This is a genomic window from Pseudomonas sp. ADAK2 (assembly GCF_012935755.1).
GTDB lineage: Bacteria > Pseudomonadota > Gammaproteobacteria > Pseudomonadales > Pseudomonadaceae > Aquipseudomonas.
Map to the genome: position 1 here is coordinate 3,482,655 of NZ_CP052862.1, position 15,176 is coordinate 3,497,830.

The window sequence follows — 15,176 nt, forward strand, 5'->3', positions numbered from 1 at the left end:
ATCCGCGGGATCCGCGTCTCAGTCAAAACTGGGAATAATGTTGGCCTTGTCGACCATATCGATCGGCAACAGGAACTCATGATCTTCTACCTGCACCACGACGTCCTGCTCTTCTACACCGCGCAGAAGGCCCTGAAAGTTGCGTCGGCCTTCGAAAGGCGAGCGCAGCTTGATCTTCACTTGTTCACCGGCAAATTTTGCAAACTGCTCAAGAGTGAACAGTGGGCGTTCCATGCCAGGCGAGGAAACTTCAAGGGTGTACTCAACGGTGATCGGATCTTCAACATCCAGAACACCGCTGATCTGGCGGCTGACGATGGCACAATCGTCCACCAGCACGCCGCCTTCTTTATCGATATAAACGCGCAACATTGAGTGGCGACCTTGAGCCGAAAACTCAATACCCCAGCATTCATAGCCTAGGGCCACGACCACCGGGGCCAGCAAGGCCTGCAACTCTTCTAGCTTGCTCGACACCTGAACCCCCTCGTGCATGTATGTGCATGCTATGCAAAATAAAAAAATGGGCGAAACGCCCATCCTTGAAACGCCGTCGAACAGCGGCGTTGAAAGTGTCCAGCTAACAAAAAGCCCCTTAAAAGGGGCTCCTTAAACTGGTTGCGGGGGCCGGATTTGAACCGACGACCTTCGGGTTATGAGCCCGACGAGCTACCAGACTGCTCCACCCCGCGACAAAGCTGGGGCGGAAGTATACGACCGATCCCTGACAGGGTCAATGTAACCTTCCACCTACAAGAAAGCCCGCAACAGCGGGCTCTCCTGATAATTGGTACCGAGAAGGGGACTCGAACCCCTACACCCTATGGGCACAACCACCTCAAGGTTGCGTGTCTACCAATTCCACCACCTCGGCAATACTACGTTTGAAACCCTTCTTACTTTTGCTCTTGAGCTGGAGGCACGTCAGTCGCTGGAGTAGCCGACTTTTGCTCTTGAAGCACCGGTACATCATCAGAAGCCGGCTGTTGCTTTGGAACTTCCAACACTGCCGGGTTTGGCAAACCTACTTGAGTCAGCTGGTGAGCTTTCTCTTTAGCAAAGTAACCTAACCCTAAGCTGGTTATGAAGAAACCTGCGGCAAGTATAGCAGTAAACTTACTAAGAAAGGTAGAGGAACCTTGGCTTCCGAACACAGTATTTGAAGCACCTGCTCCGAAAGACGCGCCAGCATCCGCACCTTTACCCTGCTGCAGCAATACCAGAGCAACTACGCCCAATGCACCCAGCAGATGAAAAACGACTACGACTGTTTCCAGCATTTTTTCAGTTTCCCGCGGCGCGACAGATCGCACCGAACTCATCTGCATTCAGGGAAGCTCCACCAATGAGCCCCCCATCGATATCCGGCATGCCGAACAGTTCGACCGCATTGGCCGCCTTCACGCTGCCGCCGTATAGAAGCCGCACACCTTGTGCGACCTCAGAATTCTTTGCCGCCAACTGAGCGCGAATGGCTGCATGCACATCCTGCGCCTGTTGCGGCGAAGCAGTCAGCCCAGTGCCAATGGCCCAGACCGGCTCGTAAGCGATTACTGCCTTTGCAAAAACATCGACACCCAGCTTCTCGATGACGCTGCCCAGCTGATGCCCAACAACCTCAAGCGTTTTACCGGCTTCGCGCTGCTCAAGGGTTTCCCCTATGCACAACACCGGAATCAAGCCACATGCCTGCGCTGCTGCGAACTTGCGAATGAGTATTTCATCACTCTCGCCGATGATCTGGCGACGTTCGGAGTGGCCCACGAGCACCAGCGAGCAACCTTCTTCAGCCAGCTGACTCGGCGCAACTTCACCGGTCAACGCACCTTGTTTGGATTCCACCGCAGCGTTCTGCGCGCCGACCTTGATCGACTTGCCTTCCAGACCATCAATCACTTGATTGACATGCAAGAAAGACGGGAATACCGCTACATCAACACCGCTCGGCAAGACCAGGTTACCCAGGCCCTTGATCAGCTCAGCGACGCTGGCGCGGGTACCGTGCATCTTCCAGTTACCAGCTACCATAGGGCGACGCATGCTGTACCTCGTCGGTCAAAGTGGGCGCAGATGTTACCCAACACAATCATGGCTGGCAAGCCGAATTCAGGCAGAAACTTCAGTAACCAGTTTTGCCAGCTCTTCGGCATAACCCCGAACCAGTGTTTCGTCCTCGCCTTCGACCATGACCCGCACCAGCGGCTCCGTCCCGGACTTGCGCAACAGCACGCGCCCTCGACCCGCCATGGCTTGGGTGACGCGCTCACTGGCCTCTACAACCGACGGATGATCCAGAGGGCTTGCACCACCACCGAAACGCACGTTGATCAGCACCTGCGGACACTTACGCAGCGCCTGGCGGGCCTGAGCCAGCCCTTCGGAGCGAGTCTTCAGCGCCATCAGCACCTGCAACGCAGCGATGATTGCATCACCGGTGGTGGTGTGGTTGAAGCAGACGATATGCCCGGAGTTCTCGCCACCGACCAGCCAGTTGCGCTCCAACAGGTCTGCGATCACATAGCGGTCACCAACATTGGCGCGGACGAAAGGAATCGCCAGATCTGCCAGGGCCAGCTCCAGCCCCAGGTTACTCATCAACGTGCCAACCACGCCGCCCTGCAACTTGCCACGCTCGTGCAGATCACGGGCAATGATGAACAACAGCTCGTCACCGTCGACGATAGTGCCAGTGTGATCGACCATCAGCACCCGATCGCCATCGCCGTCAAAGGCAATACCGAGGTCAGCATGCTCAGCCAACACGGCAGCTTGTAACTGCCCCATATGGGTCGAACCGCAATTATCGTTGATGTTCAGCCCGTTCGGCTGAGCAGAGAGCACGACAACATCGGCACCCAGCTCACGGAACACGCTAGGTGCCACTTTGTAGACCGCACCATGGGCGCAGTCGATCACGATCTTCAGCCCCGCGAAGCTGGTGCCGGTAGGGACGCTGCTTTTGCAGAATTCAATGTAACGACCCGAGGCGTCGTTAATGCGCGACACTTTGCCGATCTTGCTCGACTCAACCACGGTCATCGGGGTATCGAGCAATTCCTCGATCATCAGCTCGACTTCGTCGGGAAGCTTGGTGCCCTGGCCGGAGAAAAACTTGATGCCATTGTCATCGTGAGGATTGTGCGAAGCACTGATCACGATGCCGGCTTCGGCATGGAACGTGCGCGTCAGGTAGGCGATGGCCGGCGTCGGCATCGGCCCCAACAGCATCACGTCAGCGCCGGCCGACGTCAGCCCGGCCTCCAGCGCCGACTCGAACATGTACCCGGAGATACGCGTGTCCTTGCCTACCAGTACCTTGCAGGCCCCCATTTTGCGAAACGCCATGCCGGCCGCCCAGCCAAGCTTGAGCATGAAGTCTGGAGTAATCGGATATTGCCCGACCCGACCACGAATGCCGTCGGTACCAAAGTATTTCCTAGTCATAAGTGCTCCATCATTCTTATTCGGCTGATTCTACTGCGGCGATCATTCGCACCACATCGACTGTTTCGGCCACATCATGGACGCGCAATATACGCGCGCCCTTGACCGAAGCCAGGGCAGCAAGTGCCAGGCCGCCATAAAGGCGCTCTCCGACCGGACGATTCAACGCCAGACCAATCATGCTCTTTCGCGAAACCCCGACCAGCAGGGGCCGCCCCAAGGCATGCAGGGCCTCCATATGTTTGAACAAGCTTAGATTGTGCTGCAGCTTTTTCGCGAAACCGAAACCCGGATCAAGAATGATCTGCTCGGCCGGGATCCCTACTGACGCACATTGCGCCATGCGCTCGGCGAGAAACTCGCCAACCTCTTTCGTCACGTCCCGATAATGCGGATTGTCCTGCATATCGCCCGGCTCGCCGAGCATGTGCATCAGGCACACCGGAAGACCGGTGGCCGCCGCCGCATCCAGGGCTCCGTCACGCCGCAAGGCGCGCACGTCATTGATCAACCCCGCCCCCAGTCGCGCGGTTTCGCGCATGACTGCTGGCGTAGAAGTATCAACAGAAATAATCACATCCAGCTCGTTATTGATGCGCTCGACAATCGGCGCAACACGCTCAAGCTCCTCAAGCGGCGAAACCGCCCTGGCGCCTGGCCGGGTCGACTCGCCGCCAACATCGATCAGCGTCGCGCCCGCCAGCACCATCGCTTCGGCGTGGCGCAGTGCCGCATCGAGCTGGCTGTATCGGCCGCCATCGGAAAAGGAATCGGGAGTGACATTGAGAATGCCCATGACATGCGTATGGGCCAAATCAAGAACCCGGTTGCCGCAAGGCAACCGGGTCAGGGACTGAACAGAAGTCATTTCAAACCTTAAACGTCAGCAGCCGGACCGCCGATCGGTGTTTCCGGACGCGGATCCTGCGCCACCGGAGGTGTTCCGGAGGTACCAGCACCACCACCCGACCAATCGCGTGGCTCGCGAGGCGTACGGCCGGCCATGATGTCGTCGATCTGATCGGCATCGATCGTCTCGTATTTCATCAAGGCATCAGCCATGGCGTCGAGCTTGTCACGGTTATCGGTAAGGATCTGCTTGGCCGTGCCGTAGCACTGGTCAATGATGCTGCGCACTTCAGAGTCGATCAGCTTGGCTGTCTCACCGGAGAAGCTTGCGCTCTGACCGCCACCGCCGCGACCGAGGAACACTTCACCCTCTTCTTCGGCATACATCAACGGACCGAGTTTTTCCGACAGACCCCACTTGGTCACCATATTCCGTGCAATCTGGCTGGCACGCATGATGTCGTTGGAGGCGCCGGTAGTAACGCCGTCAAAGCCCAGGGTCATCTCTTCAGCAATACGGCCGCCGTACAGCGAGCAGATCTGGCTGATCAGTGCACGCTTGGACAGGCTGTAGCGATCTTCTTCCGGCAGGAACATGGTCACACCCAGCGCACGACCGCGCGGAATGATCGACACCTTGTAGACCGGATCATGCTCAGGCACGACGCGACCGACGATAGCGTGGCCTGCCTCGTGGTAAGCGGTGTTCTGCTTCTCTTTCTCGGACATGACCATCGATTTGCGCTCGGCGCCCATCATGATCTTGTCTTTGGCCAGTTCGAATTCTTTCATCTCGACGATGCGCTTGCCGGTACGGGCAGCGAACAACGACGCTTCGTTCACCAGGTTGGCCAGGTCAGCACCGGAGAAACCAGGAGTACCACGAGCGATCACGGCCGGAGCGACGTCGTCGCCCATTGGCACTTTGCGCATGTGGACCTTGAGAATCTGCTCACGACCACGGATGTCCGGCAAGCCGACTACAACCTGACGGTCGAAACGGCCTGGACGCAGCAACGCAGGGTCGAGGACGTCCGGACGGTTGGTGGCGGCAATGACGATAATGCCGTCATTCATTTCGAAGCCGTCCATTTCAACCAGCAACTGGTTGAGCGTCTGCTCGCGCTCATCGTGACCGCCGCCCATGCCGGCGCCACGGTGGCGACCGACGGCGTCGATTTCATCGATGAAGATGATGCACGGCGCGTGCTTCTTGGCTTGTTCGAACATGTCGCGAACACGGCTTGCACCGACACCGACGAACATTTCGACGAAATCGGAACCGGAGATGGTGAAGAACGGCACCTTGGCTTCGCCAGCAATCGCCTTGGCCAGCAAGGTTTTACCGGTACCCGGAGGACCGACCATCAGCACACCGCGAGGAATACGGCCGCCCAGACGCTGGAACTTGCCAGGATCGCGCAGGAACTCGACCAACTCGCCGACCTCTTCCTTGGCTTCGTCGCAACCGGCAACGTCACCCAGGGTGGTTTTTACCTGATCTTCGGAGAGCAGGCGCGCTTTGCTCTTGCCGAAGCTCATCGGTCCGCCCTTGCCGCCCGCACCGCCCTGCATCTGCCGCATGAAGAACATGAACACGGCGATGATCACCAGGATCGGGAAGCTTGCGACCAGGAGTTGAGTCCAGATGCTTTGCTGTTCAGGCTGCTTGCCTTCGACCACGACGTGGTTGTCCACGAGATCGCCGATCAGGCCATTGTCCTGGATTGCCGGACGAATGGTCTTGAAGCTGTCGCCATCGTTGCGCTTGCCGGTAATGACATAACCGTCAACGGCTACGCGCTCGACCTTGCCATCCTTGACCTGCTGGATGAAGTCGGAATAGTTGAGGGTCTGCGGCTCGTTAGGGCTGGAGAAGTTGTTCATCACCGTCACCAGGACAGCCGCGATGATCAACCACAGGATCAGATTCTTTGCCATATCGTTCAATTAACTACCCTCTGAAGCAAGCTCCGCTACTGGCGCGCGCTTCGCATGATATTCACCGGCCTAACTTACTACATTACCTACGACTCTGGCAGGCGCCGTCTGTAACCCTTTGTGAAACACTTTCTACACAATATTCGCTAATGCTCACGGGGCGAAATACGAAAATCCTATCGACCCGCTAAAAAACCTCGATTTACTCACTACGGCCGCGGTAGCCCCAAGCCAGCATGTATTGCTCGCGGGAACTGCCACGGGAAGAGTCCGGCTTGATCATCTGGACCTTGTCGAATTTCCGACGAGCGTCCTTCACGTAAGCATCAAACCCTTCGCCCTGAAACACCTTGATCACGAAGTTACCACCCGGCTTGAGTATCCGAGCCGCCAGATCAAGAGCCAGCTCACATAGAAACATGGCTTTCGGCATGTCCACCTCAGGCGTACCACTCATATTGGGGGCCATATCGGAAATCACAAGGTCCACCTGTGAATTACCAACGGCTTCAAGGATCTGAGCGAGCACGTCGTCCCGGGTGAAGTCCCCCTGAATGAAAGTCACGTCCGGAATGCTGTCCATTTCCAGGATGTCCGATGCGATCAGACGCCCCTGACCACCGATCAGCCGACTAGTGACCTGCGACCAGCCGCCGGGCGCCGCTCCCAGGTCGACAACACTCATACCTGGACGGATCAGTTTGTATTTCTCCTGGACTTCCAGAAGCTTGTAACTCGCACGCGAGCGGTAACCATCCTTCTGCGCCTGTTTCACATACGGATCATTGACATGTCTTTGCAGCCACTTAAGGCTTGTCTTGGAACGGGCCACGGGCCACCTCGAAAATAAAACGGGTCGTGATTAACTGGGCGGTCCCGGACTCGCTCGGGTAAACTGGCCGCCGCTTTTTACAAGATCAGACGCAGGGGTCAGATTATGCCGCTCACTCAAGAGCAGAAGAAACAGTACAAATCCATTGGCCACCATTTGAAACCAGTTTTGACTGTGGCTGACAACGGTTTGACTGAAGGTGTGTTAGCCGAACTTGAACGCGCGCTGGCGGATCACGAGCTGATTAAAATCAAGCTCAACATCCTCGATCGCGAGTCGCGCCTGGCGAACATTGCAGAACTGTGCAAGGTCGGCAAAGCGGACCTGGTTCAGGTCATCGGCAAGATGGCACTGATTTACCGCAAGAACTTCAGCGTCAACAAGCAGCTGTCGAACGTCCATCGCTTCAAGTGATGGCAAGGGTCAAGGGTGTGCTTCGCGCACCCTGCCACTCCATCCAGGCACCGGCTGCAACACCAGCACCAGCCCGGAAAACCCCAGAACAAGATAGCTGAACGTTTCCCAGCGCACCGCCTCCGGCCAGCCGAAGCGAACGATGAAGAACATCGCACACGCATACAGCGCCATCAGTAGCAGTTGCCCGCGAATATCCCGCCATAGACTGGCAAGGCCCTCGGCCTGAACCAGCACCAAAGCCTGAAAAATCACACACGCTGTGGCGAAACCCACCATCAGCGCATCAATCATGTCCGTAATTTCGTCGATCAGCAGCGGTGCCAGGCCAATCCTGCCCAGCACCGGCAGCAGACCGATGTGCAACAACCACAAGCCGCCGACCCACAACATCTGAGTCAACTGCCAAAGCATGGCGCCCGCACGCAGCGGGCGCCTTCCTTCAGATGTGGCGGACTTCGACAATCTCGTACTCGATAACGCCACTCGGCGTTTTCACGGCAACCACGTCACCCTCTTCCTTGGCGATCAAGGCGCGAGCCAGAGGCGAACCCACCGAGATCTTGCCCAGTTTGAAGTCAGCCTCATCCTCACCCACGATGTGGTAAGTGACGGTTTCGTCGGTTTCGACGTTGGCGATTTCAACGGTGGTGCCGAAAATCACTTTACCGGTGTGAGGAATGGTCGTGACGTCGATGATCACCGCGTTCTGCATGCGGCCTTCGATGTCACGGATCCGCGCCTCGACCATGCCCTGCTGCTCGCGAGCAGCGTGGTATTCGGCGTTTTCCTTCAGGTCACCCAACTCACGGGCGGTGCCGATGTCCTGGCTGAGCTTCGGACGGACGACCTTGGTCAGGTGAGCGTGCTCTTCTTCCAGGGCTTTGGCGCCCTGGACGGTCATTGGGTATTTGATCATGCCTTCAATCCTGCGTGTAGGTCCTGCAAGCGGCGCACGGTCTTCTCGGGACCGAACTTCAACGCTTCGCAGATAGCTTCGCCAGCAGCAATGGTAGTGGTGCAGTAGATTTTATGCTGCAAGGCATTACGACGAATGGAGTAGGAATCAGCGATCGACTGGCGACCTTCGGTGGTGTTGATGATCAGGGTGACTTCGTCATTCTTGATCATGTCGACCACGTGCGGACGACCTTCGGTCACCTTGTTCACACGACGCACTTTCAGGCCTGCGGCTTCGATCAGCTTGGCAGTACCGGCAGTGGCAACCACTTCGAAGCCCAAGTTGATCAGATCACGCGCCACGCCTGCAACCAGTGGCTTATCGTCGTCACGCACGCTGATGAACGCAGTACCGCCGGTCGGCAGCACTTCGCTGGCGCCCATCTGGGCCTTGGCAAAGGCTTCGCCGAAGGTGTCACCCACGCCCATCACTTCACCGGTGGACTTCATCTCTGGGCCCAGGATCGGGTCCACACCAGGGAATTTGGCGAATGGGAACACCGCCTCTTTCACGCTGTAGAAGTTCGGGATGATTTCCTTGGTGAAGCCAATTTCTTTCAAGGTTTTACCAGCCATCACGCGAGCCGCGATCATCGCCAGGGAAACACCGATGCACTTGGAAACGAACGGCACGGTACGGGAAGCCCGCGGGTTGACTTCGATGACGTAGATGTCTTCGCCTTGCAGCGCCAACTGCACGTTCATCAGGCCGACAACGCCCAGCTCCAGGGCCATTTTCTTGACCTGTTCGCGCATCTCGTCCTGGATGTGCCCAGGCAGCGAGTACGGCGGCAGAGAGCACGCGGAGTCACCGGAGTGAACGCCGGCCTGCTCGATGTGCTGCATGATCGCGCCGATCACCACGTCAGTACCGTCGCAAACTGCATCCACGTCCATTTCGATGGCGCAGTTGAGGAAGTGGTCGAGCAGCACCGGGCTGTCGTTGGACACTTTCACCGCGTCACGCAGATAGCGCTTCAGCTCTTCTTCTTCGTAGACGATTTCCATCGCGCGGCCGCCCAGTACGTAGGACGGACGAACCACCAGCGGGTAACCGATCTTGCTTGCAGCACGAATCGCTTCATCTTCGCTGCGCACGGTGGCGTTTGGCGGCTGACGCAGGTTCAGGCGCTCAACCATTTGCTGGAAGCGCTCACGGTCTTCGGCACGGTCGATGGCGTCAGGGCTGGTGCCGATGATCGGTACGCCAGCCTCTTCAAGGGCACGCGCCAGTTTCAGCGGGGTCTGGCCGCCGTACTGGACGATCACGCCTTTTGGCTTCTCGACGCGGCAGATTTCCAGCACGTCTTCCAAGGTCACTGGTTCGAAGTACAGGCGGTCGGAAGTGTCGTAATCAGTGGATACGGTTTCCGGGTTGCAGTTGACCATGATGGTCTCGTACCCGTCTTCGCGCAGCGCCAGTGCCGCGTGTACGCAGCAGTAGTCGAACTCGATGCCTTGGCCGATACGGTTTGGACCGCCGCCGAGGATCATGATCTTGTCGCGGCCCGACGGGGCGGCTTCGCACTCTTCCTCGTAAGTCGAGTACATGTAGGCGGTGTCGGTGGCGAACTCGGCCGCGCAGGTGTCAACGCGCTTGTAGACCGGGAAGATTTCCAGCTTGTGACGGTGGCGACGCAGGTTTTTCTCGGTCACGCCCAACAGCTTGGCCAGACGCATGTCGGAGAAGCCCTTGCGCTTGAGCTTGAACATCATGTCGCGGTCGATGCTGGCCAGACCCAGGGTCTTGACCTTCTCTTCTTCCTTGATCAGATCTTCGATCTGCACCAGGAACCACGGATCGATCATGTTCATGCCGAAGATGTCTTCGACCGACAAGCCGGCACGGAAGGCGTCAGCCACGTACCAGATACGCTCGGCGCCCGGCACGGTCAGTTCGCGCTTGAGCACGCTCATGCTTTCCGGGTTGCTCAGGTCGAGCTTCTCGTCCAGGCCGCAAACGCCCACTTCCAGGCCGCGAAGGGCTTTCTGCAGGGATTCCTGGAACGTCCGGCCGATGGCCATGACTTCACCGACCGACTTCATTTGCGTGGTCAGGCGTGCGTCGGCTTTCGGGAATTTTTCGAAGGCGAAGCGTGGCAGCTTGGTGACGACGTAGTCGATCGACGGCTCAAAGGACGCAGGCGTAGCGCCGCCGGTGATTTCGTTCTGCAACTCGTCCAGGGTGTAGCCGATCGCCAGCTTGGCAGCGATACGCGCGATCGGGAAACCAGTGGCTTTCGAGGCCAGTGCCGAAGAGCGGGATACACGCGGGTTCATCTCGATCACGACCATACGGCCAGTGTCCGGGCAAATGCCGAACTGGACGTTGGAGCCGCCGGTTTCCACGCCGATTTCACGCAGTACCGCCAGGGAGGCGTTACGCATGATCTGGTATTCCTTGTCCGTCAGGGTCTGTGCTGGCGCAACAGTGATCGAGTCACCGGTGTGCACGCCCATCGGGTCGAAGTTTTCGATGGAGCAGACGATGATGCAGTTGTCCTTCTTATCGCGGACAACCTCCATCTCGTACTCTTTCCAGCCGATCAGGGATTCGTCGATCAGCAGCTCTTTGGTCGGCGACAGGTCCAGACCACGGGCGCAGATTTCTTCGAACTCTTCGCGGTTGTAAGCGATACCGCCGCCAGTGCCGCCCATGGTGAAGGACGGACGGATGATGCACGGGAAGCCCAGCTTCTCGAGTACCGCGTTGGCCTCTTCCATGCTGTGGGCGATACCCGAGCGCGGGCAGTCCAGGCCGATGGATTTCATCGCCTTGTCGAAGCGCGAACGGTCTTCAGCCTTATCGATGGTGTCAGCGTTGGCGCCGATCATCTCTACGCCGAACTTCTCCAGAACGCCTTCGCGCTCCAGGTCCAGTGCGCAGTTCAGAGCGGTCTGGCCACCCATGGTCGGCAGCAGCGCGTCCGGACGCTCTTTCTCGATGATCTTGGCAACGGTCTGCCACTTGATCGGCTCGATGTACGTGGCGTCGGCCATGTCCGGGTCGGTCATGATGGTCGCTGGGTTGGAGTTCACCAGGATGACGCGGTAACCCTCCTCGCGCAGGGCTTTGCAGGCCTGGGCGCCGGAGTAGTCGAATTCGCAAGCCTGGCCGATAACGATCGGGCCAGCGCCGAGAATCAGGATGCTTTTTATGTCTGTACGTTTTGGCATGGGTTTGTCACTCAAATCCGCAGGTCAGTCGGCAAGCCGTCTAGTTCAATCTTTGAAGCCTTGAGGGGGTCGCCGGTAGCCGGGACCACCCTCAAGCTTTGCTGCATCAGTGCCAGCGATTAGCGTCGCTTGGCCATTTCGTTGATGAAGCGATCAAACAGAGGCGCTACGTCGTTCGGGCCAGGGCTGGCTTCAGGGTGACCCTGGAAGCTGAAGGCGCTCTTGTCGGTACGTTCGATCCCTTGCAGGGTGCCGTCGAACAGCGATTTGTGGATCGCCCGGACGTTGGCTGGCAGGGTCGTTTCGTCTACCGCAAAACCGTGGTTCTGGCTGGTGATCATCACAACACCGGTGTCCAAATCCTGGACCGGGTGGTTGGCGCCGTGGTGGCCGTGACCCATTTTCAGAGTCTTGGCGCCGGAGGCCAGGGCCAGCAGTTGGTGACCGAGGCAGATGCCGAACACCGGAATCTCGGTTTCGAGCACGTCCTTGATCGCCTGGATCGCGTAGTCGCAAGGCTCCGGATCACCAGGGCCGTTGGACAGGAACACGCCGTCCGGCTTCAGCGCCAGAACGTCAGCGGCTGGGGTCTGGGCTGGCACCACGGTCACGCGGCAACCGCGTTCGACCAGCATGCGCAGGATGTTCAGCTTGACGCCGTAGTCGTAGGCAACCACGTGATACGGCAAATCGGAGGCGTCGATGGTCGCGTGGCTGTCGGTTTTCAAGTCCCAGACAGTCGAGCGCCACTCATACTTCTCTTTGGTGCTGACGACTTTCGCCAGGTCCATGCCCTTGAGGCCAGGGAAACCCTGGGCAGCGGCGATGGCGGCCTCTTCGGAGATGTTGTCGCCGGCCATGATGCAGCCGTTCTGCGCGCCTTTCTCACGCAGGATGCGTGTCAGGCGGCGAGTGTCGATACCGGCGATTGCCACAACGTTGTTGGCTTTCAGGTAATCGGACAGGGACATCGTGTTACGCCAGTTGCTCGCAACCAGTGGCAGGTCACGGATGACCAGGCCAGCGGACCAGACGCGGTCGGACTCGGCATCTTCCGGCGTGGTGCCGGTGTTGCCGATGTGCGGGTAAGTCAGGGTAACGATCTGTTGGGCGTAGGAAGGATCGGTAAGGATTTCCTGATAGCCGGTCATGGCGGTGTTGAACACCACCTCTCCAACGGTCTGACCGTCGGCTCCAATGGCTTCGCCGCGAAAAATGCTGCCATCAGCAAGGGCGAGTATGGCTGGCTTAGTCAAGAAGACCTCCCGTAAATAAAGCCTGAAAGGGCGATCGCAGGTTGTAAAAAAGCGGAGTGACGTATGGACACGTCACCCCGCTTCTTCACCGAATTATTCTGCGCGCTTTTAGTGGACACACTAAAGCTGTAGCTTACAGAAAAAGGGTTTTTTGGTCTACCGCCAATGAGCCTTAAAGGCCGGAGAATGCGACAGGACGTCGCTTGGCGGAGTAAAACCGGGCTCAAACGCAATGTTTGAACCCGATTTCGGGCGCATCTTAACGCAGGTCGAGCACGTCTTGCATGTCGTAGAGACCAGGCTCACGCCCATCCAGCCACAATGCAGCTCGCACCGCGCCCTTGGCGAAGGTCATGCGACTTGATGCCTTGTGCGTGATCTCCAGGCGCTCGCCTTCGCAGGCGAACAGCACCGTATGATCACCCACCACATCACCACCACGGACAGTGGCGAAGCCGATGGTTTCTCGCTCGCGGGCACCGGTATGGCCTTCACGACCGTAAACCGCAACCTTCTGCAGATCACGATCCAAAGCACTGGCGATGACTTCACCCATGCGCAGCGCCGTGCCGGAAGGCGCATCGATCTTGTGGCGATGATGCGCTTCGATGATTTCGATATCCGCCTCATCGCCCAGCACACGAGCCGCCATATCGAGCAGCTTCAATGACAGGTTCACCCCCACACTGAAGTTAGCCGCGAACACGATCGGAATATCCTTTCCCGCCTCGGCCAACAACTGCTTCTGCGCCGCATCCAGCCCGGTGGTACCGATGACCATGGCTTTGCCCGCCTTACGACAGAACGCCAGGTTTTTCAGCATGACTTCCGGCAGCGTAAAGTCGATCAACACATCGAACTCTTCAGCCACCGCCTCCACATGACCGGACAGCGGCACGCCGATCCGCCCCAACGAGGCCAGCTCCCCCGCATCCACGCCAATCAGCGTGCTGCCAGGGCGCACGATGGCTGCCGTCAGGCCGGTCAGTGGCGCGCGTTGCTGCACCGCTTCGACCAGGATCTTGCCCATGCGCCCGGCAGCGCCCATCACCGCAATACGTCGCATGCTCACTCCTTACAAATCGCCGAAGAAACGCTTCACGCCTTCGAACCAACCGGTGGTTTTCGGCGAATGGCTGTTGTCGTCCGCCAGGGAACTGCGGAACTCTTCGAGCAGTTCGCGCTGACGTCGACCCAGGTTGACCGGGGTCTCCACTGCCACGCGGCACATCAGGTCGCCAGCACCGCCACCACGCACCGGCGCAACGCCTTTGCCGCGAACACGGAACTGCTTGCCGGTCTGAGTCCCTTCAGGGATTTTCAGTTTGACCCGACCATCGAGGGTCGGAATCTCCAGCTCGCCACCCAATGCCGCATCGACGAAGCTGATCGGCACTTCGCAGAACAGGTGCTTGCCGTCGCGCTGGAAGATCGCGTGCTCGCGCACGTTGATCACCACATACAGATCGCCGGTCGGACCACCCTGGGCGCCTGCCTCGCCTTCACCGGACAGGCGAATGCGATCACCGGTATCGACACCGGCCGGTACTTTGACGGAAAGGGTTTTGTACTCTTCGACACGACCTTCGCCGTGGCAGGAATCGCACGGATCGGAAATGATCTTGCCCTGGCCATGGCAACGCGGGCAGGTTTGCTGCACCGAGAAGAAGCCTTGCTGCATGCGAACCTGACCGATGCCGCCGCAGGTTGGGCAGGTGATCGGCGAGGAACCTTTCTTGGCACCCGAACCGTCGCACGGCTTGCAGTTGACCAAGGTCGGAACGCGGATATTCACGGTCGTGCCGCGCACCGCTTCTTCCAGGTTCAGCTCCAGGGTGTAGCGCAGGTCGCTGCCGCGCTGAGCGCCGCCACGGGAACCGCCGCGACCACCACCGAAGAAGTCACTGAAGACATCGCCAAAGATGTCGGAGAAGTTCTGACCGCCAAAACCGGCACCGCCGCCACCCATGCTTGGGTCGACACCGGCATGACCGTATTGATCATAGGCCGCGCGCTTATTGGGATCGCACAGGCACTCGTAAGCTTCGTTAGCCTCTTTGAACAGGTCTTCAGACTCTTTGTTGTCTGGATTACGGTCCGGGTGATGCTTCATCGCCAGGCGACGGTAGGCCTTTTTCAGGTCTGCTTCGCTTGAGCCGCGCTCAACACCCAATACTTCGTAATAGTCACGCTTTGCCATAAGTCTTTGCACTCTTAAGGACGTTCGGCAAATCCCTCCTGAGCTTCGCCAAACTCGTTGAGCCCCAATACAGGCCCGGACCCAACTCACGTCAATTCAACGA

At 58.3% G+C, this 15,176-nt stretch carries 14 protein-coding genes and 2 tRNA genes; 1 reads left to right on the forward strand and 15 read right to left on the reverse strand.

Translation table 11 applies throughout. The annotated features are described in order from the left end of the window. Nucleotides 1-18: 18 nt before the first annotated feature. The 9 genes from rimP to rlmE form a co-directional block, all read right to left on the reverse strand. Nucleotides 19-477, reverse strand: coding sequence for a ribosome maturation factor RimP (gene rimP / locus HKK52_RS16225; RefSeq protein WP_166656037.1), 459 nt, complete (start codon nucleotides 475-477; stop codon nucleotides 19-21). 138 nt (nucleotides 478-615) lie between these two features. Continuing rightward, nucleotides 616-692 (reverse strand) — tRNA-Met (locus tag HKK52_RS16230). A gap of 96 nt (nucleotides 693-788) precedes the next feature. Continuing rightward, nucleotides 789-874, reverse strand: a tRNA-Leu gene (locus HKK52_RS16235). Between the two features lie 22 nt (nucleotides 875-896). After that, complete coding sequence (gene secG, locus HKK52_RS16240) at nucleotides 897-1,280, reverse strand: preprotein translocase subunit SecG (protein ID WP_017336473.1); 384 nt, start codon at nucleotides 1,278-1,280, stop codon at nucleotides 897-899. Nucleotides 1,281-1,284: 4 nt separating this feature from the next. Next, a complete protein-coding gene (gene tpiA / locus HKK52_RS16245; protein WP_169371654.1) occupies nucleotides 1,285-2,040 on the reverse strand; it encodes a triose-phosphate isomerase in 756 nt (251 codons plus the stop codon). 66 nt (nucleotides 2,041-2,106) lie between these two features. Beyond that, a complete protein-coding gene (gene glmM / locus HKK52_RS16250) occupies nucleotides 2,107-3,444 on the reverse strand; it encodes a phosphoglucosamine mutase (RefSeq protein ID WP_169371655.1) in 1,338 nt (445 codons plus the stop codon). 16 nt (nucleotides 3,445-3,460) lie between these two features. Next, a complete protein-coding gene (folP, locus tag HKK52_RS16255) occupies nucleotides 3,461-4,312 on the reverse strand; it encodes a dihydropteroate synthase (protein WP_169371656.1) in 852 nt (283 codons plus the stop codon). Between the two features lie 8 nt (nucleotides 4,313-4,320). Further along, nucleotides 4,321-6,234, reverse strand: coding sequence for an ATP-dependent zinc metalloprotease FtsH (ftsH, locus tag HKK52_RS16260; RefSeq protein WP_054050044.1), 1,914 nt, complete (start codon nucleotides 6,232-6,234; stop codon nucleotides 4,321-4,323). Nucleotides 6,235-6,436: 202 nt separating this feature from the next. Further along, a complete protein-coding gene (rlmE, locus tag HKK52_RS16265) occupies nucleotides 6,437-7,066 on the reverse strand; it encodes a 23S rRNA (uridine(2552)-2'-O)-methyltransferase RlmE (protein WP_169371658.1) in 630 nt (209 codons plus the stop codon). Between the two features lie 105 nt (nucleotides 7,067-7,171). On the opposite strand from rlmE, the gene HKK52_RS16270 reads away from it, so the two are divergent. Further along, on the forward strand, nucleotides 7,172-7,480 hold the full coding sequence (locus tag HKK52_RS16270; RefSeq protein WP_008005472.1) for a YhbY family RNA-binding protein: 309 nt from the start codon (nucleotides 7,172-7,174) through the stop codon (nucleotides 7,478-7,480). Nucleotides 7,481-7,489: 9 nt separating this feature from the next. Here the strand turns inward: HKK52_RS16270 and HKK52_RS16275 are convergent, their stop codons facing one another. From HKK52_RS16275 to dnaJ, 6 genes are all read right to left on the reverse strand, one after another. Beyond that, nucleotides 7,490-7,894: an MFS transporter gene (locus HKK52_RS16275; protein WP_169374253.1), complete on the reverse strand. Its 405-nt coding sequence runs from the start codon at nucleotides 7,892-7,894 to the stop codon at nucleotides 7,490-7,492. 28 nt (nucleotides 7,895-7,922) lie between these two features. Further along, entirely contained in the window at nucleotides 7,923-8,399 is a 477-nt protein-coding gene (gene greA, locus HKK52_RS16280; protein WP_054050053.1) for a transcription elongation factor GreA, read from the reverse strand. Continuing rightward, nucleotides 8,396-11,617: a carbamoyl-phosphate synthase large subunit gene (gene carB, locus HKK52_RS16285; protein ID WP_169371659.1), complete on the reverse strand. Its 3,222-nt coding sequence runs from the start codon at nucleotides 11,615-11,617 to the stop codon at nucleotides 8,396-8,398. The genes greA and carB overlap by 4 nt, the downstream gene beginning before the upstream one ends. Before the next feature lie 119 nt (nucleotides 11,618-11,736). Further along, nucleotides 11,737-12,873, reverse strand: coding sequence for a glutamine-hydrolyzing carbamoyl-phosphate synthase small subunit (carA, locus tag HKK52_RS16290; RefSeq protein ID WP_169371660.1), 1,137 nt, complete (start codon nucleotides 12,871-12,873; stop codon nucleotides 11,737-11,739). 259 nt (nucleotides 12,874-13,132) lie between these two features. Next, entirely contained in the window at nucleotides 13,133-13,939 is an 807-nt protein-coding gene (gene dapB / locus HKK52_RS16295; protein ID WP_133838474.1) for a 4-hydroxy-tetrahydrodipicolinate reductase, read from the reverse strand. Between the two features lie 9 nt (nucleotides 13,940-13,948). Further along, on the reverse strand, nucleotides 13,949-15,073 hold the full coding sequence (gene dnaJ, locus HKK52_RS16300; RefSeq protein ID WP_169371661.1) for a molecular chaperone DnaJ: 1,125 nt from the start codon (nucleotides 15,071-15,073) through the stop codon (nucleotides 13,949-13,951). Between the last annotated feature and the right edge of the window lie 103 nt (nucleotides 15,074-15,176).